We start from the raw sequence: 26,404 nt of genomic DNA on the forward strand, positions 1-26,404 counted from the left end.
GTGACTATCCCTTCACGCCGGTGACGACGACGCCCTGGATGAACCACTTCTGCGCCACGGCGAACAACGCGATGCAGGGCAACATCGAGAACAGCGTCGCAGCCATCATGAGCGGGAAGTTCTGGCTCTGCGCGCCGACGAAGTTGCTGATGCCGAGCGAGAGCGGGAACTTGTCCTGCGACTGCAGGAAGATGAGCGGACCGAGGTAGTCGTTCCAGTACTGCAGGAAGGCGAAGAGTCCGACGATCATCAAGGCCGGCTTCGAGAGCGGCAGGATGATGGTGAGGAAGATCCGGACCGATCCTGCTCCGTCGATGCGGGCAGCCTCGTCGAGCTCCAGCGGGATGTTCAGGAAGAACTGACGCAGCAGGAAGGTGTTGAACGGTGCCGCGAAGAAGGCCGGCACCAGGATCGGGAGATAGGTGTCGATCCAGCCGATGTTGCTGAAGATGATGTACGACGGGACCACCGTCACCCAGATCGGCACCATCATCGTGCTCAGCATCAGGAAGAACAGCGGCTCGCGGAAGCGGAAGCGGAAGCGTGCGAATCCGTAGGCGGCGCAGGCGCTGCTGATCACGCTGCCGGCGACGCCGACGACCGTGAGCACGATCGTGTTCCAGGTGTAGGTCAGGAACGGCGCCTCGGTGAAGATGTCCGCGAAGTTCGCCCAGTCGATCGGGTTCGGGAACCACTTGATCGGGTACTCGTACACCTGATCGGGCGTCTTCAGGCTGGTGCTCAGCATCCAGAAGAACGGCACCATGTACATCACGCAGCCGACCGCGAGCACGGCGTAGGTGATGACCATGATCATGCGACGTCGACTGGTGCGGCTCATGGGCGCGGCGTGCTGCTTGCGGCGCGGTTCCTCGGCGAGCGGCGCGGGCGAGGAACGCGGCTTCTCGGTGATGGTCATCGGTTCTTTCCTCGGTCGGCGGCGTAGAAGACCCAGCGGCTGGAGGTGCCGTAGAAGATCGCCGTGATGATCAGGATGATGGCGAAGAGCACCATCGACAGCGCGCAGGCGTAGCCGAGACGCAGGTCCTTGAACGCCGTGTCGTAGATGTACAGCGAGAAGAAGTAGGAGCCGTAGTCCGGTCCACCCTTCGTCATCACGAACGCCTGGGTGAAGATCTGGAAGGTGCCGATCAGTCCGAGGATGAGCTGCAGCAGGATCACCGGCGACATCATCGGCAACGTGACCGCGCGGAAGGTGCGCCACCAGCCGGCTCCGTCGAGACCGGCGGCCTCGTAGAGCTCCGTGGGGATGCCCTGCAGCCCTCCGAGGTAGATGATGATCGACGAGCCCACGGCCCACAACTGCATGATGACGATCGCCGGGATGACCCAGGTCTGGCTCGTGAGCCAGGGGATCCCCGGGATCCCGACGAGATTCAGAACGCCGTTGATGACGCCGAAATCACGATGGAAGACGAAGCCCCAGAGCACCGTGACCGCGACGCCGGAGAGCACGGACGGCAGGTAGTAGATCGTGCGGAAGACGCCCATGCCGACGAACTTCTGGTTCATCAGCATGGCGATCCCGAGGCCGAGGATCAGACTGAGCGGCAGATACAGCGCCACGAAGATGAACGTGACCTTGAGGGACTGCCAGAACAGCGGATCGTCGGTGAAGATCTTGGTGTAGTTGTCGAAGCCGATCCAGACCGGAGCACCTCCTCCTGACCAGTCGGTGAACGACAGGTAGATCGCGACGCCGATCGGGATCGCCGAGAAGAGCAGGAAGCCGATCAGCCACGGCTGGATCCAGAGGAACCCGGCCCGCGCCTCACGACGCGCATGGGGGCTGGTCTTCCGCACGCCGGACGGACGGCGCGCCTGTGCCGCCGCAGTCGGCTGCGGAGGGAGTCCCGCGGTCGAGACCTGCGGCGGCGCAGCGGTCACCGGTTGGTCTCTTCCTGGATCGCGGTGAGCGTCTCGCGAGGGTCTCCGCCGTTCATCAGCGAGGCCACGCGGTTGCCGTAGGCGATCTCGTACTTCGCCCAGAGCGGCGGGTAGCTGATCGCCGCGGCATCCTCGCCGATGGCCGGGAAGAGGAGATCACGCGCAGGGTCCGTGGTGCGGGCGGTGACCAGGGCGCTCTGCAGGTACGGGATGGTCGACTGCACCGGCTCGGAGCCGAGGTAGTCGAGGAACTTCCACGCGGCGTCGACATTCTTCGCGTCGCGGCTCAGGCCCCAGCCGCCACCTGCGGTCGCGATCTCGCGCTTGCCGGTGGATCCCTTGGGCAGAGCGACGATCTCCCACTCGAACTTGTCGGCGATCGCCTCCTTGGCGCCTGCGGCGTACCAGGAGCCGTTCATGAACATGGCGACCAGGCCGCCGGCGAACGGATCGACACCCGTGGGCAGGCCCTCGGAGCTCGGCACGGCGCCGGCCTTGATCGCCGCGTTGATCTGCTCGAAGGTCGCGATGTTCGCGTCGTTGTCGACGATGGCCTTGCTGCCGTCCTCGGAGAACACCTCGCCGCCGTTCGCCTTCATGACGCCGCGCATTCCCCAGGAGCTGCCGTTGACGAAGCCACCCCAGCGGGTCTGCTTCCCGCCTTCCTTGAGCGTGAACGCCTCGGAGATCTCGTAGAAGTCGTCCCACGTCCAGTCGCCGTTCGGCACCGGGATGCCGAGCTCGTCGAACATCGTCTTGTTGACGTAGATGCCGTACCCCGACATGTCCTCCGGGAGTGCGACGAGCTTGCCGCCGGCCGAGAACTGGGCTTCGACGGCCGGGTAGAAGTCGGCGCGGTTGACGGAGTTCTTCGTGTCCTTGATGAACCCGTCCAGCGGCTGCAGCCATCCGGCCTCGGCGTGCGCGGCGAGCTCGAGAGTGCGGACGTAGTAGATGTCCGGCAGCGTCTTCGCGAGCGCCTGCGTCTTCACCTTGGTGTTGTACTGCTCGCCGTCGGCGATGTTCAGCAGGTTGACCGTGGTCGACGAGTTCTTGCCCTGGTAGGCGGCGATGACGTCGCGGAGCTGCTTCTCCCAGTCGGCCGAGTCGTTCGCGAGCAGCGACACGGTGCCCCCGCCGCCGGCTCCGCCCGTGCCTCCCCCTCCGGGGGAGCAGGCGGACAGCGCGAGCATCGCCGCAGCGGCTGCGGTTCCGCTCAGGAACGTGCGACGTGTCGTCTGGTGGGTGAAAAGTCCTGTGGTGTTCGCCATGGTGGCTCTCCTCGTTGTGGCCAGTGCTGTGGTGGCTGACTGTCGCCGGGTGCGACCTTCAGGTGACGCGTGATGCGATGGGGGATGAAGACGAGTGGTGATCATCAGCGGTGATGATTGGTTCACGTATTAGAACTTCGGGTCAGCTATTTGGACGATCGTATCGACGCCCTGGGTCGGTGTCAATCTTCGACGCGCGAAAACGCCTCGACGGATGCGACGACGGCGCGGGGCCTCCGCGACAGCGGTCGCCAGTCGAGAAGAGTCTCGGCCCGCGACCAGTCGAGGTGACGGCGTTCGTGGTCTCCCGTGATGGTCATCGCCGTGCAGCCCGGCTCATCGCGCAGGATCGCGGCTCCGAACGCCGCGGCGGTGTCCGAGGCGGAGGTCATCACGGTGGCGTGCTTGTCTTCCGAGCTCGACTGCCAGACGTCGTCGGCCATCGGCAGCACGAGGCGGAGGATCGTGACATGCAACCCGTGTTCCCTCGCGGCCGCGCGCGCCACGTCCTCGCCCAGTCGTTTCGACAGGCCGTAGGCGTCGACGGCATCCGGTGTCGCATCATCCGTGGAGGACAGGAAGGCGTCGAACACCGACAGCGAACCCGCGATCACCACGCGGCGCACGCCGGCGCGGGCAGCGGCCTGGAGGGCGTTGTACAGGCCGGTGACGTTGACGTCGAACTGGCTGCGTGCCCATGCCGGACTGTCCCAGCCCTCTTTGGTGCCCATCGCCATGTAGACGATCGCATCCATGCCTTCCGCGGCGCGCGTGAGTGCGTCCTGGTCGAGCACATCGACCTCGATGGTGGTGGCCCACTCCAGCCGCAGATCCGGTATGCGGTCGGCGACCGTCACGCGATGGCTCTCCGCGAGTGCGGGGCCGACAAGGCGGCCGAGGTGTCCGCCGCCGCCGATGATCAGCAGTTTCATGTGATTTCCTCCGTCTCTCAGTTCCATAGGGGGTGTCGTGACGCCTGGCGATGGAGTCCGTCGAAGTCGGCGCTGCCGTCGTCGAGGCGGATCGTGAGGGCGGCCCCTGGCGCCTGCACAGGCATCGTCGCGTTGGTGGTGCAGTCGCGCCAGAGCTGGTTCGTATCGACGTACTGCCGCTCCCTCCCGTCGCCGAGCGCGAAGGTGAGCAGCCGGCGGACGGGCGCGGGTCGGGAACCCCGGGGGACTCTGCGCCGTTCGAGCAGCTCGTCGTCGACCGTGATGCCGAGGCCGGGTCCGGCCGGCACGGTGACATGGCCGCCGCGGATCTGCAGAGGGTCGGTGAGCAGATCATCGCGATAGATGTTCATGGCCGTGATGGCGGGCAGCCGTGCCGACTCCGCGACCGAGCCCACATGGGAGACCCACGCCGTCGTGATCGCGGTACCGCACATCTGCAGGAAGACGTCCTTGTGGAACGCGGCGGCCGTGTCGGACTGCGCGAACGCCGCAGCGGGGTCCTGCCCGTTGACGACGAACCCGTCCAGGGTGTCCTGGGCGAGCCAGGTCGGGGCCAGTCCGATGTCGAAGTGCTCGACGAGCGGCGTCGAGATCGCGGCCCTGATGCGCGCCTGGCCGGCGGTGTCCGTCCGGTTGAGCGGGCTCTCGAACAGGCCTATCTTCTCCTCGTGCTGCAGCTCCTGCAGCACGGGGAGCGCCTGGGCGGCGGTGCCCAGCATGGAGTTCCAGTCCACGTCGATGCGGTACTCATCCGGGGTGACCGAGGAGATCGCCGCGACCTGCTCGCGGATGTCGAACCACGGGCGTCCCTTGATCTTGTGCGACAGATATCCGCCGGCGACCGCGGAGGCGGCCTGCTCGGCCAACACCTCCGGGGGCATCTTGGTGTTCCACCAGGAGATCGGGCATCGATCGCGAACCACGGGCCGCCCGAAGAGCTCGTTCACGGGGACTCCGAGCGCCTTGCCGAGCGCGTCGAACAGCGCCATCCGCAGGGGCGTTCCGATTCCGGGCGTGTGCAGCACCTCCAGCGGCGTGCGTCCGATCGCGAAGGCGGCGAACTCCTCGCTCACCGGCTCGCCGGTGTAGTAGATGAGCGTCTCGCCGTAACCGGTGATCTCCGGATCATCCGTGCGCACCCTCACGACCTCGAGGTACTCCCACTCGTGATTGTGCAACTGGGTCCACGGCGCGATGGATGCGACGAAGGGGAGCCGGATGGGGATGGTCTCGACGTCGACGATGCGGGGCTGCATGCGCACTCCTCTCTGTGAATGGGCGGGTCTGCTAGGGAGTCGGCGTCTTCACGAACGTGAACCTGTCGACGTGGATGGTCGCGTAGTCGGCCGCGTTCCCCGTCGATGCGACGTAGACGTACTCGTCGGCTGTCGGCGAGGGGATGAAGGTGCCCACCTTCACGGTGCGCCACAGCTGGTTCTCCAGTGCGGATCCGGTCACCGACACAGGGCTCGTCACGGCGGCTCCGGCCGTTCCGTCGTAGATGCCCAGGGTGAGCGCGGGCGAGGACGGGCGGAAGATCGTCGGATAGTCGTTCGCGTCGTACGTGATGTCGTGGGCGAAGCGCACCTTCACGTCTGCGTAGACGTCGTAGGAGGCCCCGGGCTCCAGATCCTGCGCATCCCAGTTCCACCGCACGTTGCGGGCGGTGACTCCCGTGGCGACGGGCTCGAGGGCGGTCGATCCGTCGCCGGCGCTCGTGTCTGCCGCCTCGGTGGTGGCGGTGCCGGTCACGGTGAAGTCCGCATCCTCGCCGACGAGATCCGGCGCGGAGGTCGAGAGCTTCACGATGCGTCCTTCTCCCGGAGCGAAGGGGAGGTCGGCGATCACCAGTTGCGAACCGCTGCGCACGGCGGTCACCGCGGTCCCGCTCGCCGCATCGGACACGGAGCTGATCGGCGCGCCGACGGCGTCGGCATCGATCGTGATGGTCACGTCGGCCGCATCCTCGACGTCGTGGTTCACGACGACGAGATAGAGATCGCCGGTCTCATGGTCCACATGCGTGGTGACATCCGCCGAGGCATAGGCGCCGTCACCGCCTCCGCCTCCGGATGCGGTCGCGATATTGGCCACGCGGGTCATGCTCTGGATGACGGGCCGGAGCTCGGAGAGCTCCGCGAACATCTGCTCGATGATGTCGTACCGGGCGGTGTGGTTGCCGTCGGGGTCGATCATGCCGTTCCACGCGTTCGTCGCCTGATACATGAAGTAGTGGAACCCCTTTGCCCCGTGGCCGATCGCCTCATAGGTCATCGATCGGATCTCGGCATCGCTCGGGTCGCGGTACCACCCCGGCTGTTCGAAGGCCTGCAGGATCGTCCAGAAGGGGGCGGAGCTGGAGATGTCCTTCTTGGTCTGGAGGTGGAGGAAGTCGAGCAGCACCTCGTAGTCGATGCCCGGGTATCCGAGATCCGTGTAGTCGCCGGCGGGCTTGCCCCACAGGGCCCCGTACGGGTCGGAGGTCATCGCCTGCAGCCCGAGCTCGGAGAAGTACTTGTCGGCGCTGTGCACGCCGCTGAGATCGACCATGACGGCGTGATCGGGGTCGGCGGTCTCCACGAGCTTCTTCAACTTGCCGATGGTCTCCCGCAGCTTGTCGTTCGCGTGAGGAGGTTCGTCGTACAAGAGGTAGCCGCCGAACGCGCTCTTCGGCTTCAGCTGGTCGACGATCGCCTGCACACGCGCCTGCATCGCGAACTCGTCGCTGTTCATCGGGTCGCTGTAGATGACGTCCCACCAGCGCGGGTTGACCACGACGGTGAGCCCGTGTTCGGCGGCTTGATCCAGGATCGCCGAGGTGACGGCCGGCCGCGTGACGTCGAAGTTGCTGATGATGACGTCGTTCGCTCCGGAAGCGGCGATGTCCGCGAATGTCGTGTCGGTGTAGGCCGTGGCATCCGTGACGTTCTTCGGGATGATCGCACCCTCGTACCAGACGCCGAGCGGGAACTCCTCCTCGGGGTGCAGGTCGGGAGCGGTGGCCAGCGTCACACCTTGGACGGAGCGGAAGCTCACGTCGCGCGTCGTCGAGCCGTAGCTCACTCGCGCGGTGTACGTGCCGGCTCCGACCGGCGCGCCCGCACCATCTTCGCCGTCCCAGTAGGCGGAGCCGGCTTCGGTCACCGCGGCGTCGGTGAGGAGCGTGCGCACCACGTTGTTCGACCCGTCCAGGATGCGCACGGTGGTGGTCTGGGTGCCGGGCACGGAGAACGAGATGGTCGTCCCGTCGTTGATGCCCGCGGAGCTGCCGGCGCTGATCTGATACGGATAGGCGCTCACCTGTTGCGGCAGGGCGTCGGATGTCGCGGCTCGACTGAGCGTGACCTGATCCACCAGGACCGCGGGGTACTCGGCGGCGTTGTCGACCTTCGCGAAGAACACGCGGTTGACGTGCGTGGGGTCGAGCTCCACGGAGGAGGGGAGCGCGACTGTCCAGACGAAGTTGTACTTGGCGTTCTCATCGTCGCGCGGGCTCTCGAACGTGTGCGGAGGGATGAGATGCACCCCGGCGGTCGCGTCGTAGACGCCCATCGTGAACATCTCGCCCGATGAACCCAGGTAGTCGGTGCGCTCCATCCGGATGGCGGCGGTCACGGTGTACGCGGTGTCGGCATCGATCGCGTCGCCATCCACGTCCGCCTGCACGTCCCACGACGGCGTGGAGCCGTTCTCGAGGCGGGCGACGCTGCCATCGGCTGCCGTCGGCTCGTGCTGTCGCTGCACCCCGTTGTAGAGGACGAAGTCGTCATCTTCGATGACATACGGCTTGTACGGGGTGAAGCTGAGGCTGTCCACGGACACCGTGGAGATCTGGGAGGCGTTGTCTCCGCTCGCCACGTAGAAGGAGATGGTGTTGGCGGAGGCGGTCGGTACGTAGATCCCGATGCTGTACTCCGCCCAGGTGTCGTCGGCGGTGCTCGCGGCGGAGATCGTGCGGTTCGGCAGCAGATGCTGCCCTGCTGTCCCGTCGTAGGCCCCGACGCTGAACGCGTCACCGGACGGGGAGGCGACGGCGTGCTCCACCTTGACCCGGAACGACACCTCATACGGCTGATCCGTGACGAGTGCGCTGAAGTCCGCCCGACGGTACTGGATGTTCCAGCCGAGCCCGGTGTTCGCGACGCGGGCCACCGAATCATCGGATGCCGTCGTGTCGGTGACGCGTGCCGCGCCGCCGTGGAGCGTGAAGGCGTCGTCCTGCACATCCGCGCTCTCGGCATTCGCGGCCACAGGGGCGACGGTGGTCGGGATGCTCAGGATGCCGAGGACGATGCCCGTGACGGCGACGATCGCAAACCAGGAGTGCTTCATTCGTTGTTCTCCAGACGGACGAGAGGCGGATGACGGATGCCTTGCGAAGAGCTTCAGGGCGGGGATTCTCTCTCGGGTCAGCTCCCGAGGCGGACCAGGATCTTGGAGGCGTTGCTGGTTCCGTCCGCGAGGTCGGCGAAGGCACGGGGCGCGTCGGCGAGGAGGACGGAGTCGTCGATCAGCGGTTCCAGGGCGGCGGCGTTGGCCGCGACCCATTCGGCGGTGCTCCGGAACTGTGCGGCGGTGTAGCAGAAGCTCCCGATGACCGTGCGCTCCTCCGTGCTCACCCGATAGGCGTCGAGGTCGAGCTGGGGAGAGCCCATGCCGAGCAGCACGATGCTCGCGCCCACCGCCGAGACCTGGAGAGCCTGAGTGAGCGTCGAGCTCAGCGCGACGGCGTCGATCACGACATCCGGTCGGCGACCCAGCTCCGCCTCGACCGCCGTGGCGAGGTCGACATCCGCGGGATTCAGCACGGGGAAGCCGAGCTGGGTGACCAAGGTGGCACGTGCCGCGGAGATCTCGGACACGACCACTCGAGCGCCCAGGCGGCGAGCTGCGAGAGCGGCGGCCTGCCCGATGGGGCCCCCGCCGATCACGAGGACGGCGCTCGCGGGTCCGACGCCGCCTCGGGTGGCCGCGCGGAAGCCGACCGCGAGCGGCTCGACGAGCGCCCCGAGGTCGGCGGGCATGTCCGGGGGAAGGACCACGACGTTGCGCGCGGGGACGGCGATCTGCTCGGCGAAGGCAGCGATGATCAGCGGATCAACGCCGATCACACGACGTCGGGGGCAGAGCTGCTCTCCGGGGTCGAGGCAGACGGCGCATTCGCCGCAGCTGAGGACGGGGTCGATCGTGACGAGATCGCCGAGGGACAGGTGCTCGTCGGCGTCGGCACCGAGCGCGGCGATGCGGCCGACCGTCTCGTGACCCATGATCTGTCCCGGCATGCGCCGGCCGTTCTCGCCCGTGTAGCCGTGCAGGTCGGAGCCGCAGATGCCGGTCGCGATGACCTCGACCAGCACCTCGCCGGGGCCGGCGATCGGATCGGGACGGTTCTCGACCGTCAGTCGATTCGGGCCGTGGTACACGAGAGCTTTCACGAGCACTTCTTCTTTCATGTATGTGAACAGCAAGACAGCTTTATGAACTGCCCGAAGCCTAGCGGCCCGGCGGGCGAAAATGCACGCGTCTCGACGAGATTCCGATGAAATTGGTTCACATAGTCGAATCATGTTTCATGTAGACGAAGTTCTGCTAGCGTTTCCTCAACTTCGTCGACCGAGACGGATGCCCCATCGCCCCCGTCTCTCTGGAGCCACATGTCCACGAACGCCGCGCCGATCCTCATCGAGAACGGTCGCGTCCACGACGCGGAGCGCGGCTGGCGGGATCACGGCAGCGTGCGCATCGCCGACGGTCTCATCGTCGAGTCGCACGCGGATGCCGACGTCGTCGCGATCGATGCCTCGGGACTCCTCGTGGTTCCCGGCCTCGTCGACCTGCACACGCACATCTTCCGCGGGCAGGATGCCGGGGTCGAGCCCGACGAGCTCGGAGCTCGCACGGGTGTGACGACGATGGTCGATGCGGGAAGTGCGGGGGCGCATCTCTTCGCCGCGTTCGAGACCACGACCATCATGCCGGCGGCGACGCGTATCGTCGCGTTCCTGAACATCGCCAGTATCGGCATCACGAGCTTCCGGCTGCGGGGTGAGCTGCAGACGCTCGACTACTGCGACACGGCGGCAGCGATCGCCGCGGTGGAGCGGCATCGTGAGCACCTCGTCGGGATCAAGGTCCGCGCCTCGGCCGATGTCGGGGCCGACAACGCCGTCGAGGCCCTGCGGCGGGCCAGAGAGGTGGCGGACGCGACCTCCCTGCCCTTGATGGTGCACCTCGGCCCCGCGCCGGCGACCGTCGACCAGATCCTCGATCGGCTGGCGCCCGGCGACATCCTCACCCACTGCTTCACCGGCTTCTCCGGAAACAAGGTGGCCGATACGGCGCCGCGCCCCTCGGTCCGCCGCGCCCATGAACGCGGAGTCGTCTTCGACGTCGGGCACGGGGGGAGCGGGTTCGACGCGACCGTCGCCCGCACCATGATCGACGCGGGGCTCCTTCCCCACGTGATCAGCTCCGACGTGCATCACTACTCGATCGACACCATTCCCGGATTGCCCGCGGCGATGTCGAAGATGCTCGCGCTGGGAATGACGCTGGAGTCCGTGATCACCGCAGCCACGAGTACGCCGGCAGCAGTCGTCGGGGTGCGGGAACGCGGCGTCGGCTCGCTCGCGCCCGGATCCGTGGCCGATGTCGCGGCATTCCGACTGGTCGACGGCGATGTCGAGTTCGCCGACGGCCACGGTCATGCCTTCACCGGTACGCAGCAGCTCGTGCCGGCACTCACCATCCGTCGCGGCAGCGTGGTCTTCCCGGCCGACGCCTCCGGGCACTGACAGGAGCATTCATGAGCATCTACGACGATCTCGGCGTCAAGACGGTCATCAACGGGGTCGGGCCGGCGACCCGTCTGGGCGGGCTGCCGGTGTCGGAGCCCGTGTGGGCGGCCATGCGCGAGGCGATGAGCGTGACGGTGCGCATCAGCGCGCTGCAGGCAGCAGCGGGACGACGACTCTCCTCACTCCTCGGGGTGCCGGCCTGCTATGTCACCTCGGGTGCGGCGGCGGCTCTCACGCTCGGCACCGCCGTCGCCCTCACCGGCTCCGACAGTGCCAGGGTCGATGCCCTCCCGAACACCACGGGCATGCCGAATCGCGTCATCATCCAGCGGGCGCAGCGCGATCCCTATGACCACGCGGTCACGGCTGCGGGGGCGGAGCTGGTCGAGATCGGCTATCCGCACACCACGCACACCAGCGAGCTCGAGCGCGCCATCGACGAGCGCACCGCAGCGGTCCTGGTGCGACCCGGCGCGCCCGGCAATCTCCTCACCCTGCGCACGATCTCCGAGATCGCGCACGCGCACGGTGTCCCGGTGATCGTCGACGGCGCGCTGCGGGTGCCGCCGATCGAGCGACTCCAGCAGTTCTTCGCCGATGGCGCAGACCTCGTCGCCGTCAGCGGCGGCAAGAAGTTCCGCGCACCGCAGGCCACCGGCATCCTCTGCGGGCGCCCCGAGCTGATCGCCGCCGTCGCGCTCCATCATCAGGACATGGATGAGCGTGAGCAGACCTGGATGAGTGGAGAGCATGCCGACTCTCCCGAGCCCTGGGCGCCGTCGGCGCCGCCGCGGCACGGGATCGGACGCTCGATGAAGGTCGGACGCGAACAGATCGCCGGCCTCGTCACGGCCGTAGACCGTTACGTCAACGCGCCGGGCGAGGACGATCGCGCCGGGCTCGCCGAACTCGACATCCTGCAGGAGCAGCTCGGCGCGCAGGCGTCGACCACGGTGACGCGCGGTTTCGAGGAGTCGCTCGACGTGCCTGTCCTGCACCTCGATCTGAGCCGGACGGGAGTCGACATCGACACCGTGATCCGGGCGCTGGCCACCGGAGACCCCGCGATCGCGGTCGGGGAGGATCATGCCTGGCGGGGCGTCCTCACGGTGAATCCGCTCGCGCTGCTCCCCGGTGACGGAGCACGGTTCGCGGAGGCCTTCACACGGACACTCGATCGCCTCGGCGCCGAGAGTGCGACAGCGGACGGAGCCTCGGCATGACTCGGATCGCCGGTTCCTCCGCCGCGGTCCCGCCCCCGGCCGGACCCTACTCGCAGAGCGCCCGCATCGGCTCGTTCGTCGCCAGCTCCGGCCAGGCCGGATTCCTTCCGGACGGCTCGCTGCCCGATGGCGTCGCCGAGCAGACGCGCCTCGCCCTCGCGCACGTCCGCGACGCGCTCCGCGCCTCCGGAGCCGGGTTCGAGCACGTGCTGCACATGCGCATCTACCTGACCGACCCGTCGCAGTTCGCCACGATGAACGAGGTCTACACCGAGTTCCTCGGTGCTCCGTATCCCGCGCGCACCACGGTGTACGTGACGCTCCCCGCGGGCATGCACGTCGAGATCGACGCGCTCGCCGTCGTGTGAGCAGACGGCGCCGCGAAGAACGGCGCCGTCAGCGCGGTCTCAGAGCGAGCGGGTCATCCCCGCCGCCGCCGACCGCAGCGTCAGCAGCACCTCGTCGCGCAGCGCGGCGACGTCGACGACGCGGGCGGACGGGATCGAGCAGCTGATGGCCGCGACGACCCCACCGCTCGAGTTCAGCACCGGGACGGCGACGCAGTACAGGCCCTCGGTGTACTCTCCGGTGTCTTCCGAGTACCCGCGCTCACGTGCGGTCTCGAGCACCTGCAGGAGCTCGGGGAGCGAGCTGATCGTCTGGTCCGTGTACTTGCGCATCCGCACCCCGGTGAACCGGCGGATGACCTCCTCCTCCGGCAGGGCGGAGAGCAGCACCTTCCCGAGGCCGGTGGTGTAGGCGGGCAGTCGCTTCCCGACCTCGGAGAAGAGGCGGAGGGGCTGATCCGAATCCTCCTTCGCGATGTACACGTTCTCGATCCCGTCGAGGACCGCCATCTGGATCGTCTCGTTGAGCTGGTCCCTTGCCTCCCGGAGGAACACCTTCCCGGCCGCGGCGAGGTGGTCGGGAAGCACGAAGCCGCGCCCGACCTGCCACGCCCGCACGCCGATCCGATAGACCTTGTCGTCGGGATCCAGGTCGAGATACCCGCGGTACGTCATGACCTGGAGCAGGCCGTGCAGGCTGCTCTTGGGCAGGCTGAGGGCTTCGCGGATCGCACCGAAGCTCTGCCCGTCCTCGTGCTGGGACAGCAGGTCCAACAGGTCCATCACGCGCTCGGCGGATTTGATGGAGCTGCCGGTGGGCGGCTGAGCGCTGCTCGACGGGAGAAGAGCGTCTGTCGTGCTGACGTCGGTGTTCGGCACGGGGCCTCCTTCAGTGCGGGATTGCGCCGAGGCGCCGGGTCGATGGTCGGCGGGATGCCGGGTGACGGATGGGGTCACGGCGTGCCCCCGGACAGCGTGTGGACTACATTCTGCATGGTTCCGCTCAGACCTGTCTCATGGATCGGGATGACGAGGTCGCATTCGGCAAGATAGCGGTCGATGACGCGGCGACAGGTGGCGGCATCCTCGGCGATGCCGATCGGTCGCCGCTGGTCCAGGTTCTCCTGGGTGAACGCGGTCTCGAGGATACCGACCGATCCGATCTCGGTCTGCACGATGACCCCCGCCGAACCGGGGTGGTGTCCACCGGTCGCCTCGAAGACGACACCGGGCACCACCTCCGCGCGCTCGTCGACCAGATGCAGACGCCCTTCGATGCCGAATGTGCGCAGCGCCGCCCACGCGTCCGCCGTGAAGTAGAACTCCGGAGCGGGGTGGCCGGGTGCGCCGTCGAGGAACTCGAGCACCCCGGCGCGGGCGATGTACACCTCCGCGCGGGGGAGAAGGTCCCGGTCCAGGCCGCCGGTCGAATAGGTCACGGCCTGGGTGACGAGAGCGAAGTCGACCTCGTCCGGCGTGATGCCGAATGCGGCGTAGGCGTCCGCGAGCGTGCGCGGTTCCTGGAAGATCGCCTCCGGGTGCACTCCCTGATTCGCGCGGTCGAGCGCGGCGCGATCTGCGGGGTCGAGGGGAAGGCCGGTGTCGATGATGCCGATGTGGTCGGCGGAGCGCAGCAGCCACACCGAGAAGTCCAAGGGGACGAGCGTCGTGTCGTTCTCTCCGAAGAGAACCTCCCAGCGCGGTGCGGGAAGTGTGCCGACACGAAAGGACCGGATGTCGAACATGGGCCTCCGAAGATGCTGAGTGCTCGCCGCCACCCGAGGCTCGGGCGAACGTTGATCACATATCTGAACCAACCTTACATCATTCCCTCGCATTTCCGCCCTACGTCCACTAGTGTGAACTCATGTTCGGACTGACGATCGAGAAGTTCACCGTGATCGCGGTTCTCGCTGCGTTCCTCCTCGGTCCGGAACGTCTCCCCGCCGCGGCCGCAGGGCTCGCGCGCATGGTGAAAGGGCTCAAGGAGTTGGCCGGAGGGGCGCGTGATCGCCTCCGCGACGAGGTCGGACCGGAGTTCGACGACGTCGACTGGCAGAAGCTCGATCCCCGGCAGTACGACCCGAGGCGCATCATCCAGGACGCGCTCCTCGACGACTCGCCTCGTCCGACCACCCCCGCATCGTCGAAGACGACGGCGGTCCCCGCACAACTCACAGAACCGGAGTCCTAGATCATGTTCGGAAACGCCTTCTCTGGCTGGCATCTGCTCATCCTCCTCGCCGTCGTGCTGTTGCTCTTCGGCGCGGCGAAGCTGCCTCGTCTCGCGCAGAGCGTCGGTCAGTCGATGCGGGTGTTCAAGAGCGAGGTGAAGTCGATGAAGGAGGAGAACGAAGCGCCGGCCGCCGGGCTCGACGACGTCGCCCCCGTCCTCCCGGCTGTCGTCGACGCGGCGCCTCCGTTGCGCTCCGAGCCGTCGCGCCAGACCCACGACGCCTGAACAGGCCCGACACGTGGGCGGTGTGCGGCGGGCGCGGGTCCGTGAAAGGCGTATGTCGATCGGCGGACACCTGGTCGAACTGCGCAGGCGGCTCTTCATCTCGGCCATCGCCGTGCTCATCGGAGTGGTCGTCGGGTTCTTCCTCTCGGAGTTCCTCATCATCGTGATGAGCGCGCCCGTGCGCGCCATCGAGGAGGGGCAGGGGCGCGCCTTCCTCAACTTCACGAATGTGACGAGCGCCTTCGACCTGCGGATGAAGATCGCGCTGACCGTGGGGATCGTCGTCGCGAGTCCGGTCTGGCTCTATCAGATCTGGGCCTATCTCGTGCCCGCGCTCACGCGCAAGGAGATCGGCGTCGCCGCCGGCTTCGTCAGTGCGGCCCTCCCGCTCTTCCTCCTCGGCTGCTTCGCCGGGTGGTACGTGCTGCCGCACATCGTCGTGCTCATGCTCGGGTTCACGCCCGAGGCGGCGGGGAACTTCCTCGATGCGGCAACCTACTACGACTTCGTGCTGAAGCTCACGATCGCCGTCGGGGTCGCCTTCGTCCTCCCCGTGTTCCTCGTGCTGCTGAACGCCGTAGGGGTGCTCGCGGCGTCCAGCATCATCCGAGGCTGGCGCTGGGCGATCCTCGTGATCGTGATCTTCACGGCGTTCGCGACGCCGGCCGCCGACGTCGTGTCGATGGTCGTGCTGGCCGTGCCGATGATCGCGCTGTACTTCGCGGCCTACGGAGTGGCGTACCTGCACGATCGGCGGGCCGCGAAGCGCCGAGCGCGCGAAGCGGGGGTCCTGCTCGCCGCGGAAGGACTGCCCGGATGACCACCGTTCGGATCGAGGGTGCGGCCCTCGAGAGGTTTCTCGTCGGAATGGTCGACGTGGAGCACGCCGAGGGCGCGATCACTCCGCTCCGCCTCCCGCGTCGGGCGCACGCGCAGTTCCCGAACGTCTCGCTCGCCCGCATGGTGCGCTGCCCCGTGGGGGTTCGCCTGCGGGTGTCGACGGCCGCCTCACGCATCAGGGTGGACGCTCGCATCGCGCACCACGTGCCGGACGCGGAAGCGGATGTGGAGGTCGTGGCCCGGCGGACGTCACCGTGGCTGGCGACGACCGGCTCCGGTCGTGCACGCAGGGTCGTCGCGAGGGGGGATATCGCGCAGGTCGACCTGTGGGTGGAAGCGGATGACGGCTCGCTGTCGCTGGTGCGTGGCGGGCGACAGGCCGTGGATCTCGTGCTCGACGACGAGGCCCCGAGCGGCGGCCGGGTGGTGGAGATCTGGCTGCCGCACAATGCGCAGGTGGAGCTGCGGGGGATCGAGGCCGACGCGCCTCTGCATCCTGCGCCGGCATCCGGCGCACCCCGCTGGATCCACTACGGCAGTTCGATCAGCCAGTGCAACGAGGCCGTCGATCCGCTGAGCGGGTGGCCGGCGCTCGCCGCACACGCACTCGGGGTCGATCTGCACTCCTTCGCCTTCGCGGGAAACGCGATGCTCGATCCCTTCGTCGCGCGGGCGATCTCCGACGCCGCTGCGGAGGTGATCACGCTGAAGGTGGGGATCAACATCGTCAATGCGTCAGCGCTGACGGCCCGCACCCTCGGGCCTGCGTTGCACGGCTTCCTCGACCGCATCCGAGAGGGCCATCCCGACACTCCGATCGTCGTGATCAGCGCGATCATCTGCCCGATGCACGAACACACTCCGGGTCCCACGGTCTGGTCGCCGGAGGGGACCTTGACCGGCACCGTCAGCGTGCCCCCGCGGGAGGACGAACTCACGCTCGAAGAGACCCGGCGCATCATCGGCGAAGCGGTCCGTGCGCGCGCAGTCGTCGACGGGGAACTGCACCTGCTCGACGGAAGGGAGTTGCTCGGGATCGAGGACGCGACGCGCCTCTACGACGGGCTCCATCCGGATCAGGGCGGGTTCGACATCATGGCGCGCCGCTTCGTGGAGGCGGTCGGTGCTCGCCCCGCCCTGGCCGGGGCCTTCGCTTCCCGCCGGCAGAGTGCTTGACGGAGAGGGGAAAAGACGCCAAGATTCATACTTGAACCTTGGCTCACATACTTGAACCTGTGATCCCCCAATCTTCGGAGGTCCTGTTGTCGCGGATGCGAGTCGGAGTCATCGGTGCGGGCTCCTGGTCCACCGCTGTGCATCTGCCCGCGCTCGCCGCTGCCGATGATGTCGAGATCGTCATCATCTCGAGCAGGGAGCGGGACACGGCGGAGCGCATCGGCTCGCTCTTCTCCGTCGCGCAGACCACCACGGACTGGCGCGACGTGACGGATGCCGGCCTCGACGCCATCGTGGTGAGCAGCCCGCCGAACGCGCACGAGGAGCAGGTCGTCGCGGCGCTCCGATCGGGGGCGCACACGCTCTGCGAGAAGCCGATGGCGCTCACCAGCGCCGGCGCTCAGGCGATGCTCGAGGCATCCGTCGCGGCGGAGCGCGGCCTTCTCGTCGGATTCGGATGGCCGTTCTCGGCGCTGTTCGCACGGGCCAAGCAGGCGCTCGACGCGGATCGGATCGGATCGATCGAGCACGTCGAGGTGCGGCTGCACGCGAACGTGCGCGAACTGCTCACCGGCACCGCCGAGCTGGACTGGCAGCAGGGCGGCATCCGCAGCGAGCAGTCGACGTATCGCGACCCCGCCGTCTCCGGAGGCGGGGCGCTCACCACGACGCTCAGCCATGGACTCGGCATGCTCAGCTGGTTGACGGGGCAGTCGCTCGATCGCGTGTTCGCGACGCCGGGTCGGAACGCGGACCCGCTCGATCTGCATCTCGCGGTCGCCGGCGAGCTCGCAGACGGCGCCGGCGTCGCGATCTCGTGCGCGAGCACGAGCGCACGGTCCCCGGGCGTCGGGTGGCAGCTCGCGCTCGTCGGCTCAGCCGGAGAGCTGCTTCTCGATTTCGCCGAGCGAACCCTCCGTATCGACGGAGCGCGCGCCGAGGTCATCCGGCTGTCGGAGGACGAGGCGGCGAATCGGCCGGAGTCCCCGACCAGGGCTCTCATCGAGGTGGCCAGAGGTGGCGAGGTGCCTGCGGGAGCGAGCGGTCGCCTCGGGGCGCTGGTCGTCGCGACGACGGAAGCGATCGCGGAGAGCATGCGCACGCGTGTTCCCGTCGTCGTCGACCGTCATGGTCTTCCGGCCTCCGGCTGGTGAACGACACGATCCTCTCGGGATCGAGACAGAAAGGCATCCGATGACTTCAGGAACAGTGACATCCGTCACAGGACCGCTCGCCCCGGAGGTGCTCGGCATCACGCACAGCCACGAGCACATCCTGTGGGACTACTTCGATCTGATCAACAGCTACGACGTGATCTTCGACGATGAGAACGTGGCTGCGCAGGAACTGCGCTGGTTCAAGGAGGCAGGCGGCGGCACCCTGGTCGACTGCACCACCACGGGCATCACGCCGCGTCCCGACGCGCTGCGTCGGATCTCGGAGGCGACGGATGTCAACATCGTCCTCGGCTGCGGCTGGTATCGCGAACGGGTCTGGGGTCGCGAGGTCGGGGAGAAGACGTCGACGCAGCTCGCCGACGTGCTCGTGCGGCACTTGACGACCGGATTCGATGACACGGACGTCGTGGCGGGATTCATCGGCGAGATCGGCACCGAGCGCGGCGTCATCTCGCCCGCGGAGGAGCGCGTGTTCCGTGCGGCGGCGCTGGCGAGCATCGCGACCGGATCCGCGATCATCACCCACACGACGCACTTCGGTGAACTCGCGCTCGAGCAGATCGACCTGCTCGAAGAGGTCGGCGTCTCCCCGGATCGCATCGTCATCAGCCACCTCGGCGACCGCGAGGACACGGATCATCTGCTCCGGATCGCCGACAGGGGCGTCTACCTCAGCATCGACAACGTCGGCTACGAGAACGACGGATATCCCGACGACAGTGTGCGGCTGCGCAGTCTGGACGCCCTCATCGCGAACGGGCACGCGGACCGCATCGTGCTCGGCACCGACATCGCGCAGCGCTCGGCGCTGCGGTCCTACGGAGGGCGCGGCTACGACTGGCTCATCCGGGACTTCGTCCCCAAGATGCGGGCGGCCGGCATCAGCGAGGAGCACATCCTCGGTGCCACGACCCAGAACATCGCGCGGGTCCTCACGCGGCGGTGACGTCGCTGCGCGCCACCGCCACGCCGCTCAGTTCGCGACGACGGTCAGCAGGTTCGACGTGACGTGCGTCGTGTCGGCGAGGAAGGCTCGGGCGACGAACGTGTGGGCGCCCTTGCTCAGAGTGATCGCGGTGCGGTGCGGGGCGTACAGGGAGGTCTCGATCTCCCTGCCGTTGTCGTAGACGACGTAGGAGTGCACGTCCGCCGGGGCGGCGAGGGAGGCGTTCAGGATCACGACGTCTCCTTCGGCCTTGATCGCGCCGTGCGCCGGGCCGGAGAGAGACAGGACGGCACTCGAGACGGCGACCGGCTTGACGGCGAGGTCGAGGAAGCCCGAGTAGCGGCACAGGTCGTACCCGAGCCGATTCCCCGCGTTGAACTTCGCCTTCGCGTTCACCAGTCCGTCATAGGCGCCGGGGAACGGGGCTGCCGGATTCCACCAGGTCATCGCTTCGCTGTAGATCCAGGTGTACCGATCGCTCTTCAGCATCGAGTGGTAGACGTTGTGCTCGTACCACTTCTGCACATCCGTCGCCGTGAGGGACGAGTAGTACGCGTACTTCGATGCGATCCCGGCTCGCGCGTGGCCGAGCGTGTTGTCGACGTAGACAGTCGAGCCCATCTCGATGCGGCCGTACGCCTCGTGCTCGGTCGCGGGGAGCAGGTACCAGGCGCCCTCCTGGTACTGCCGGCTCCGCAGGAACTGCGTCGTTTCGTCGTGGTAGTAGTCGTCCTCACTGCCGTCGACGATCGTGACCGTGTCCGCCATGGTCGACAACATGCCTCCGACGAACGCGGGGAAGGTCGCGTAGGGGGAGTCGTACTCGTGACCCTCGTAGTTCTCGGACTGATAGCGCAGCATGACCCCGAGGAAGTAGAACAGCACGATCACATCGGGCTTCGCGGTCTGCAGCGCCGTCATGAACTGGGCGCCGCGGAGGCGCACCTGTGCGCAGACCTGTGCGTAGGTCTTTCCGGGGAACTGTGCGGACGAATAGATCCAGGTGTCGGCGCCGTAATCCTCCGGATCCAGGGCGATGCCCTTCGCGCCGGACGCGGAGAGAGCCTGTCCGAGGAGTGCGATCTTGGCTGCGGAGTTGTTCCAGATCGCGTCATCGAACCAGTCGATGCCACCGGCCTCCTGCGCGTACGCGTACGCGTAGATGAAGTTGTCGGTGAAGGTTCCCCATTCGATCGCCTCGAGCACGTCGATCTTCATGTCGGCGAGGGTCAGCACCTGCTGGGGGCCGAAGACGTCGAATGCCTGGACGTACTTCGTCCCGGGATTCTCCATCAGGTTGAACACGACGCCGTCGAACTGCGTGAGCTGCATCGTGGCGATGTTGTCGCGGACGAAGACCGCGCCCGGCATGTCCCAACCGGCCTCGATCAGCTTGCGCTGGCCGGAGTTGCGTGGCGCGCGCCGCGCCGCGCGGGTCGAGCGGAAAGCGGAGTGTGCCCCCGCCCCTGCGGTCGGGCGCTGCGCCGTCGCAGCGCTCGCCGGGTGGGCAGCGAGGCCGGCGACCGCCGTCGCGAGCGTGACGCCCCCGGCGCCGAGAAAAGCACGTCGTCCTATTCCTGTCATGATGACTCCCTTTGATGAGATCAACATGGTTCACGAATATGAACCACGTTTCCTGTATGGTGACGCTCAGCGTGGCGACTATTCGACTCGCTGTCAAGGGGCCCTTTCTGCGCAACTCTGTTGACGCGCTCCTCGACGGATGCAATGATCGTGAATCATGGTTGCGAACGCTAGTTCATATATCAATACCCCTCCCGCTGTCGGCGCTGCATCGAACCCGCCGGGGCGGTCTCGGATCGCCCCTCGCATCACCGCCGTCGAGCGGTTCCTGGTGCGAGTGCCGTTCGCCACCGCCGTCGCGCGCTGGAACAGCCTCAACAACGCCCAGTGGGAGCTGCTCGAGATCGTGCGCGTGCGCACCGAGGACCCGGAGGTCGTCGGCTTCGGCGAGGCGCTCTCCTGCTACGCCGAGTTCTGCACGACCGCCGAGGCGATCGAGAGCGTGGTGGGGGAGTTCCCCCTCGACCACGCCGCAGACGATCGTCTCGGGCTCTCGCTGCAGATGGCGCTCTACGACGCCGCCGGGCAGTCGTTCGGCGTACCGGTGCACCGGCTCTTCGCGCGTCCGCAGCTGCGGGATCGCACTCCCCTCGCGTGGTGGAACACCAAGATGCCGGCGGAGCTGCTGGCGCAGGAGGCGTCGCGATCGGTGGAGGCCGGCTACCTCGCCCAGAAGATCAAGGCCCGACCCTGGTTCGATGTGCGCGAACAGCTGGCGGCGGTCGACAGCTCCACGCCCCCGGAGTTCCGTGTCGACATCGACTGGAACTCGATGCTCCTCGATGCCGCGCACGCGATCCCCGTGCTCGCCGAGATCGCGCCCCTGCGGAAGGTCGGGCTGTTCGAGAGCCCGATCCGGCGTGATGACGTGGCAGGGCAGCGGCGCATCCATGACGCCGTGCCCACGCTGCTCGCCGAGCACTTCGATCCGACGCTGTTCCCGGTGTGGGTGCGCGACGACGCCGTGGATGCCTTTGTCATCAGCCCGCCCGGCGTGACGAGCATGCTGAAGCGGGCCGATGCGGCCGACCAGCTGCACAAGGATGTGTTCCTGCAGGTCTGTGGAACGGGGATCACGACGGCGTTCACCGCCGCGCTCAATGCGGTGCTGCCAGCGGCCCGCCTCCCCGCCGTGACCGTGATGAACACCTATTCGGATGACCTCCTGCACACGCCTCTGCGTGTCTCAGGAGGCCACGTCGAGGTGCCGGAAGGCGTGGGGCTCGGCGTCTCGGTCGACGAGGAGGCGCTGGAGCGCTACCGCGTCGATGACGGTTTCGTCGTGCCCACCCCGCGGCGCCTGCTCACGGTCGACTACGGTGACGGTCGTGCGCGGAGCTTCGTGAGCGCCAAGCAGCTGTGGGATGACTTCACCGAGCTGACGACGATGCCCGTGCAGCCGCCTGGGTCTTCGCTCGACATCGCCGACGACGACGGGAGTGCGGAGTTCGCCGCCCTTCACGCGCGGGCGCGCCGGCATCCGCAGTGGGTGGAGTAGGGAATACCGCACCCCATCCCCGCCTTACCTCCCACTGTGAGTCTTTACGAGCCCGCCGTCTTCGGCGCCCTGCAGCTGTCCAACCGCGTCGTCATGGCGCCGCTGACCCGCACGCGTGCCGACGCCGACGGTGTGCCGACCGATGTGATGGTCGAGTACTACCGGCAGCGGGCCGGCGTGGGCCTCATCATCACCGAGGGCACCTGGCCGGCGGCCGAGGGCAAGTCGTACCCGGGACAGCCCGGGATCGTCACGCCTGCGCAGATCGAGGGATGGCGCCGCATCGCGGATGCCGTGCACGAGGCCGGCGGCACGATCGTGATGCAGCTCATGCACGGCGGACGCGTGGGGCACCCGGCGATCTCCGGGGAGCCTCGGGTCGTCGCACCGAGCGCGCTCGCGGCGCCGGGGCAGACCCGCACGCCCGAGGGCAAGGCCGACCTGCCGGTGGCGCACGCCCTCAGCGCCGAGGAGATCCCCGCCGTGGTCGCGCAGTTCACGCAGGCCGCGCGCAACGCGATCGCCGCCGGGCTCGACGGCGTCGAGGTGCACGGTGCGAACGGCTACCTCGTGCACGAGTTCCTGTCGCCGGTGTCGAACATCCGCGACGATCAGTACGGCGGATCGCCGGAGAACCGCGCGCGCTTCGCGATCGAGGTCGCCACGGCGGTCGCCGAGGCCGTGGGGGCGGATCGCACCGGCATCCGTCTCTCGCCGCAGCACAACATCCAGGGGGTGCTGGAGGAGGATGACGCGGACGTCCGCGCGACCTACACCGCGGTCGCCGAGGGACTCGCCCCGCTCGGTCTCGCGTTCGTCGACGTGCTCCAGGCCGCGCCGACCAGCGAGCTCGTGCAGCACATCCGCCGCACCGCCGGCGCACCCCTGATCGTCAACACCGGCTTCGGCGTGCCCACCACGCGCGTCGCCGCCGAGGCGCTGGTCGCCGACGGCTGGGCGGATGCGGTCGCCGCCGGGCGTCCGGTCATCGCGAACCCCGACCTGGTCGAGCGCTGGGTGCAGGACGCGGAGCTCAACGAGCCCCGCCCCGAGCTGTTCTACGGCTTCACTGCCGAGGGGTACACGGACTACCCGTTCCTGGAGACGGTGCGCGCGGGCGCCTGACCGCCGCGCGAGAGGAGTCGCCCTCGGTGCTTCGTCATCTCGAAACTGCAAACTGTTGACAGTTTCTGGCATGATGATGACGAGCATCGAGGGACCGACGCTGCGCGCGGTCCGGCAAGGAGAGATCAACGGTGAAGATCCGAGAGATTCGTATCGCCGGGCTGAGGGGCGCGACTCCCCGAGGTGGATGGACGATGGAGTTGAAGCCGGAGTCCTCGCTTCACACCGTCGTCGCTGTGCACAGCGACGACGGGCGCGTCGGCATGGGAAGCGTCTTCACCCACGAGGCGCTCGTCGCAGGAGCGATGGAGGTTCTCGAGGAGCTCATCATCGGACGGGAGTTCAGCTCTCCGACCGCGATGACGGAGGAGCTTCACCAGCACACCTTTTGGATGGGCCGAGGTGGATCCATAACCCACGCCATCAGCGGCATCAACATCGCACTGTGGGATCTCGCCGGACAGGTGTGGGGCGCCCCAGTCTCGCACCTTCTCGGAGGCAACCACCGCGATCACGTTCGCCCGTACGCATCGCTTCTGATGGATGAACCGGCGCGACTCCGCGAGAACCTCCTTGCACTGTCCGCCCAGGGGTTCGCAGCCTTCAAGATCGGCTGGGGGAAATTCGGCCGGGAGGATGCGCGAATGGACGAGCTCTTGGTGCGCACGGCGCGCGAAACCATCGGGGACGACGCGATCCTCGCGGTCGATGCGGGCGGAAGCGACGGCTTCTGGCGTAACGGCGTCCGGTGGGCGTTGGACACCTCGCGGATGCTGTCGGATCACCGGGTCGCGTGGTTCGAGGAACCGCTGAACCCGGACGACATCGACGGGTTCGTCCGGCTCACGGCCGCATCCGCGGTGCCGATCAGTGGGGGAGAGACCTACACGCGCCGGCAGGCGTTCACGCCTTTCGTGGACCGGGCGGCCTTCGACATCGTGCAACCCGATGTGACGAAGGTGGGTGGCATCGATGAGATGATGAGTATCGGACGTCGTGCTGAGGACAGCGGAATGACGCTCATCCCCCACGGGTGGAACACTGCGATCGGGCTCGCTGCCGACCTGCATGCGGCGGCAGCGCTTCGTTTCACGGACCTCGTCGAGTACTGTACGGGGTCCGCGTACATCGACGACCTCGTGGTCGGTGGCTGGGTGCTCGACGCAGACGGTCGTCTCGCCGTGCCGAACGCGCCAGGACTCGGAATCGAATGGGATCGCGAGGCGCTGCTCCGTTACACCGGAGGAGTCGACCTGCTGTCCGTCTGAGCCCGGCGGGCTCGACCGGGAATGGCCATCACGTGCTCCCGCACGCGCTCGGTCAGGAGATCAGCGTCGGAGGAGCGCAGCGCGTCGAGGAGTTCGACATGCTCCTGCACGACATCGTCGAGTCGTTGCGTGCGTTGCTCCTGGCGGAAGTGGGTTCGGATCCGTGGTTGCAGAGACCGCCAGATCTGGGCGCCCTGCTCCTGTCCTGTCCTGTCGATGACGAAGCGGTGGAACTCGACGTCGAGATCGCCGAGCGCCTCGGGGTCCTGCTCAGCCGCTGCCTTCGCCATTTCGCGGACGATGGCCTCGAGGGCGTCGAGGTCGGATGTCGTGAAAGCGGTGACGGCGCGACGGAATGCATACTGCTCGATCACCACGCGGATCGGCATGAGGACCTCGACGACCTCCTCTTCCGATATCTCGACCACGCGCGCGCTCCGGCGGGCCTGGCTCGTCACCAGCCCCTCCTTCTCGAGATCGCGGAGTGCCTCGCGGATCGGGCCTCTGCTCGTCGACAGCTGGCGCGCGAGTTCAGGTTCGGTCAGTTTCGTCCCCGGCGCGAGGGAGCCGTCGAGGATGCCGGCGCGGAGCGTCGTGAGGACGCGGTCGCGAAGCGACGCGCTGTCCACCGGTTTCAACGTCATGAGGTCTCCCGAGTCGATGTCCTCATTCTGTCAACAGAATGCCGCTGTCGCTGACGATGCTCCGGAATGGCGGGTCAGACCCGTGCGCCCGAGCTCGCTCGCACGATCAGCTCGGGGCGGATGCTGACGTGTCGGGTGGGCGTATTCCCATCGCTCGAGGCCTGCTCGTCGATCAGATCCACGGCGACGCGCCCGAGAGTCGCGTGGGGGCTGCGGACGGAGGAGAGCGGCACGGCAGCCGCAGCGGCGAGATCGATGTCGTCGTACCCGACGACGGCGATGTCCCGAGGAACCATGGACGGGTCGACGGACGTGAAGGTCTTCATCAGGCCGATGGCGACGGGATCGTTGGCGGCGAGCACGGCATCCGGGCGGTCCGCGGGGTCGCGCGCCAGGATCTGCTCCCCCAGCCGCATGCCGTCCTGCACCGACCGGGTGGGAGTGGGGAGTACCTCGAGTGTGACGCCGTCCGCAGACGACACCGCGTCGCGCGCCCCGAGCAGGCGTTGAGCCACGGGTCGGGTGCGTTCCTCGCCGCCGGCGAAGGCGAGGCGTGTACGGCCGACATCGATCAGGTGGGATGCGGCCTGACGCCCACCGAAGAAGTCGTCGACGGTGCAGGACGAGAAGCCTTCCATCTCGGGGAAGGCGTGCAGCAGGACGGTCGGGATCCGCGCAGCCCTGAGCGCATCGAGCGCCTTGGTCGAGGTGAGCCCTGACGCGAGGATCACGCCGTGAACCCGCTGCTGGATCAGCATCTCGACATACATCTCCTCACGGTTCTCGTCATTGTTCGTGCAGGCGACGGAGAGGAAGAGGCCGAGATCATGGGCGCGTCGTTCCATCGACTCGGCCACGGCACCGAAGAACGGATTGTTGAGCTCGAGAGCGACCGCGGCAAGAGTCGTGCTCCGGCCGGTCTTCAGTTGTCGGGCGGCTTCGTTGCGGGTATATCCCAGCGCGTCGATCGCTGCACGGATGCGCTCCTGAGTGGCGGGCGCGACGCGATGAGGACTGTTCAGGAACTTGGAGACCGTGCCCAGTGAGACCTCGGCTCGCGACGCGACATCTCTGATGCTGACCAAGGCGCCTCCTCCCGACAGAGCGCACGCGGATGGTGCGGTGTACTGAATCTAGACGTTCTCTTGACGAATAACAACGTTTCACTCTATGTTTGCGTCACGG

24 protein-coding genes are annotated in these 26,404 nt (G+C 67.5%); 12 read left to right on the forward strand and 12 right to left on the reverse strand.

The window, feature by feature from the left end; genetic code table 11:
- Window positions 1-4: 4 nt before the first annotated feature.
- The 7 genes from FB560_RS01585 to FB560_RS01615 all read right to left on the reverse strand — a co-directional run bounded on the left by FB560_RS01585 (window position 5) and on the right by FB560_RS01615 (window position 9,567).
- Window positions 5-919, reverse strand: coding sequence for a carbohydrate ABC transporter permease (locus tag FB560_RS01585; RefSeq protein WP_141870753.1), 915 nt, complete (start codon window positions 917-919; stop codon window positions 5-7).
- A complete protein-coding gene (locus FB560_RS01590) occupies window positions 916-1,908 on the reverse strand; it encodes a carbohydrate ABC transporter permease (protein ID WP_229673427.1) in 993 nt (330 codons plus the stop codon). Before FB560_RS01590 ends, FB560_RS01585 begins: the two co-directional genes overlap by 4 nt.
- Complete coding sequence (locus FB560_RS01595; RefSeq protein WP_170198015.1) at window positions 1,905-3,179, reverse strand: ABC transporter substrate-binding protein; 1,275 nt, start codon at window positions 3,177-3,179, stop codon at window positions 1,905-1,907. The genes FB560_RS01590 and FB560_RS01595 overlap by 4 nt, the downstream gene beginning before the upstream one ends.
- A gap of 182 nt (window positions 3,180-3,361) precedes the next feature.
- Window positions 3,362-4,111: an NAD-dependent epimerase/dehydratase family protein gene (locus FB560_RS01600; protein ID WP_170198016.1), complete on the reverse strand. Its 750-nt coding sequence runs from the start codon at window positions 4,109-4,111 to the stop codon at window positions 3,362-3,364.
- A 17-nt stretch (window positions 4,112-4,128) separates the two neighbouring features.
- The gene (locus FB560_RS01605; RefSeq protein WP_141870756.1) at window positions 4,129-5,388 is read right to left on the reverse strand and encodes a mandelate racemase/muconate lactonizing enzyme family protein; all 1,260 of its coding nucleotides are present in this window, start codon (window positions 5,386-5,388) and stop codon (window positions 4,129-4,131) included.
- 31 nt (window positions 5,389-5,419) lie between these two features.
- Complete coding sequence (locus FB560_RS01610; RefSeq protein WP_141870757.1) at window positions 5,420-8,464, reverse strand: FlgD immunoglobulin-like domain containing protein; 3,045 nt, start codon at window positions 8,462-8,464, stop codon at window positions 5,420-5,422.
- A 77-nt stretch (window positions 8,465-8,541) separates the two neighbouring features.
- On the reverse strand, window positions 8,542-9,567 hold the full coding sequence (locus FB560_RS01615; RefSeq protein ID WP_141870758.1) for a zinc-dependent alcohol dehydrogenase: 1,026 nt from the start codon (window positions 9,565-9,567) through the stop codon (window positions 8,542-8,544).
- Between the two features lie 219 nt (window positions 9,568-9,786).
- On the opposite strand from FB560_RS01615, the gene FB560_RS01620 reads away from it, so the two are divergent.
- Genes FB560_RS01620 through FB560_RS01630 form a run of 3 tightly spaced genes read left to right on the forward strand, consistent with a single transcriptional unit; the run spans window position 9,787 to window position 12,520 of the window.
- Entirely contained in the window at window positions 9,787-10,926 is a 1,140-nt protein-coding gene (locus tag FB560_RS01620) for an amidohydrolase/deacetylase family metallohydrolase (RefSeq protein ID WP_141870759.1), read from the forward strand.
- A gap of 11 nt (window positions 10,927-10,937) precedes the next feature.
- Complete coding sequence (locus FB560_RS01625) at window positions 10,938-12,152, forward strand: aminotransferase class V-fold PLP-dependent enzyme (RefSeq protein WP_141870760.1); 1,215 nt, start codon at window positions 10,938-10,940, stop codon at window positions 12,150-12,152.
- Window positions 12,149-12,520 carry a RidA family protein gene (locus tag FB560_RS01630; protein ID WP_141870761.1) on the forward strand — a complete coding sequence of 124 codons (372 nt, stop codon included), beginning with the start codon at window positions 12,149-12,151 and terminating at the stop codon, window positions 12,518-12,520. The genes FB560_RS01625 and FB560_RS01630 overlap by 4 nt, the downstream gene beginning before the upstream one ends.
- A 39-nt stretch (window positions 12,521-12,559) precedes the next feature.
- On the opposite strand, the gene FB560_RS01635 is transcribed toward FB560_RS01630, so the two are convergent.
- On the reverse strand, window positions 12,560-13,378 hold the full coding sequence (locus FB560_RS01635; RefSeq protein WP_141870762.1) for an IclR family transcriptional regulator: 819 nt from the start codon (window positions 13,376-13,378) through the stop codon (window positions 12,560-12,562).
- Between the two features lie 74 nt (window positions 13,379-13,452).
- Window positions 13,453-14,244, reverse strand: a complete 792-nt coding sequence (locus FB560_RS01640) for an MBL fold metallo-hydrolase (protein WP_141870763.1) — start codon at window positions 14,242-14,244, stop codon at window positions 13,453-13,455.
- 122 nt (window positions 14,245-14,366) lie between these two features.
- Between FB560_RS01640 and FB560_RS01645 the strand changes: the two genes are divergently transcribed.
- Genes FB560_RS01645 through FB560_RS01670 form a run of 6 tightly spaced genes read left to right on the forward strand, consistent with a single transcriptional unit; the run spans window position 14,367 to window position 19,100 of the window.
- Complete coding sequence (locus FB560_RS01645) at window positions 14,367-14,693, forward strand: Sec-independent protein translocase family protein (protein WP_141870764.1); 327 nt, start codon at window positions 14,367-14,369, stop codon at window positions 14,691-14,693.
- 3 nt (window positions 14,694-14,696) lie between these two features.
- On the forward strand, window positions 14,697-14,960 hold the full coding sequence (gene tatA / locus FB560_RS01650; protein ID WP_141870765.1) for a Sec-independent protein translocase subunit TatA: 264 nt from the start codon (window positions 14,697-14,699) through the stop codon (window positions 14,958-14,960).
- Between the two features lie 52 nt (window positions 14,961-15,012).
- Complete coding sequence (gene tatC, locus FB560_RS01655) at window positions 15,013-15,780, forward strand: twin-arginine translocase subunit TatC (RefSeq protein ID WP_141870766.1); 768 nt, start codon at window positions 15,013-15,015, stop codon at window positions 15,778-15,780.
- Window positions 15,777-16,976 (forward strand): GDSL-type esterase/lipase family protein, encoded by a 1,200-nt coding sequence (locus FB560_RS01660; protein WP_141870767.1) that lies wholly within the window; start codon window positions 15,777-15,779, stop codon window positions 16,974-16,976. Before tatC ends, FB560_RS01660 begins: the two co-directional genes overlap by 4 nt.
- Window positions 16,977-17,035: 59 nt before the next feature.
- On the forward strand, window positions 17,036-18,130 hold the full coding sequence (locus FB560_RS01665) for a Gfo/Idh/MocA family protein (protein WP_141870768.1): 1,095 nt from the start codon (window positions 17,036-17,038) through the stop codon (window positions 18,128-18,130).
- A gap of 55 nt (window positions 18,131-18,185) precedes the next feature.
- On the forward strand, window positions 18,186-19,100 hold the full coding sequence (locus tag FB560_RS01670; protein ID WP_170198017.1) for a phosphotriesterase family protein: 915 nt from the start codon (window positions 18,186-18,188) through the stop codon (window positions 19,098-19,100).
- A 27-nt stretch (window positions 19,101-19,127) separates the two neighbouring features.
- Here the strand turns inward: FB560_RS01670 and FB560_RS01675 are convergent, their stop codons facing one another.
- Entirely contained in the window at window positions 19,128-20,684 is a 1,557-nt protein-coding gene (locus FB560_RS01675; RefSeq protein ID WP_141870770.1) for a hypothetical protein, read from the reverse strand.
- A gap of 277 nt (window positions 20,685-20,961) precedes the next feature.
- Here FB560_RS01675 and FB560_RS01680 point away from each other — a divergent pair, with 277 nt between their 5' ends.
- From FB560_RS01680 to FB560_RS01690, 3 genes are all read left to right on the forward strand, one after another.
- On the forward strand, window positions 20,962-22,182 hold the full coding sequence (locus FB560_RS01680; protein WP_170198018.1) for a mandelate racemase/muconate lactonizing enzyme family protein: 1,221 nt from the start codon (window positions 20,962-20,964) through the stop codon (window positions 22,180-22,182).
- A 36-nt stretch (window positions 22,183-22,218) separates the two neighbouring features.
- Complete coding sequence (locus tag FB560_RS01685; protein ID WP_141870772.1) at window positions 22,219-23,307, forward strand: alkene reductase; 1,089 nt, start codon at window positions 22,219-22,221, stop codon at window positions 23,305-23,307.
- A gap of 194 nt (window positions 23,308-23,501) precedes the next feature.
- Window positions 23,502-24,575, forward strand: a complete 1,074-nt coding sequence (locus tag FB560_RS01690; RefSeq protein WP_211349934.1) for a mandelate racemase/muconate lactonizing enzyme family protein — start codon at window positions 23,502-23,504, stop codon at window positions 24,573-24,575.
- On the opposite strand, the gene FB560_RS01695 is transcribed toward FB560_RS01690, so the two are convergent.
- Window positions 24,542-25,219 (reverse strand): GntR family transcriptional regulator, encoded by a 678-nt coding sequence (locus FB560_RS01695; protein ID WP_141870774.1) that lies wholly within the window; start codon window positions 25,217-25,219, stop codon window positions 24,542-24,544. The two genes, FB560_RS01690 and FB560_RS01695, sit on opposite strands and share 34 nt — an antisense overlap.
- A gap of 74 nt (window positions 25,220-25,293) precedes the next feature.
- A complete protein-coding gene (locus tag FB560_RS01700; protein ID WP_141870775.1) occupies window positions 25,294-26,304 on the reverse strand; it encodes a LacI family DNA-binding transcriptional regulator in 1,011 nt (336 codons plus the stop codon).
- Window positions 26,305-26,404: the final 100 nt, after the last annotated feature.

It is taken from the genome of Microbacterium saperdae (genome assembly GCF_006716345.1).
In the GTDB taxonomy this organism is placed as follows: Bacteria; Actinomycetota; Actinomycetes; order Actinomycetales; family Microbacteriaceae; genus Microbacterium; species Microbacterium saperdae.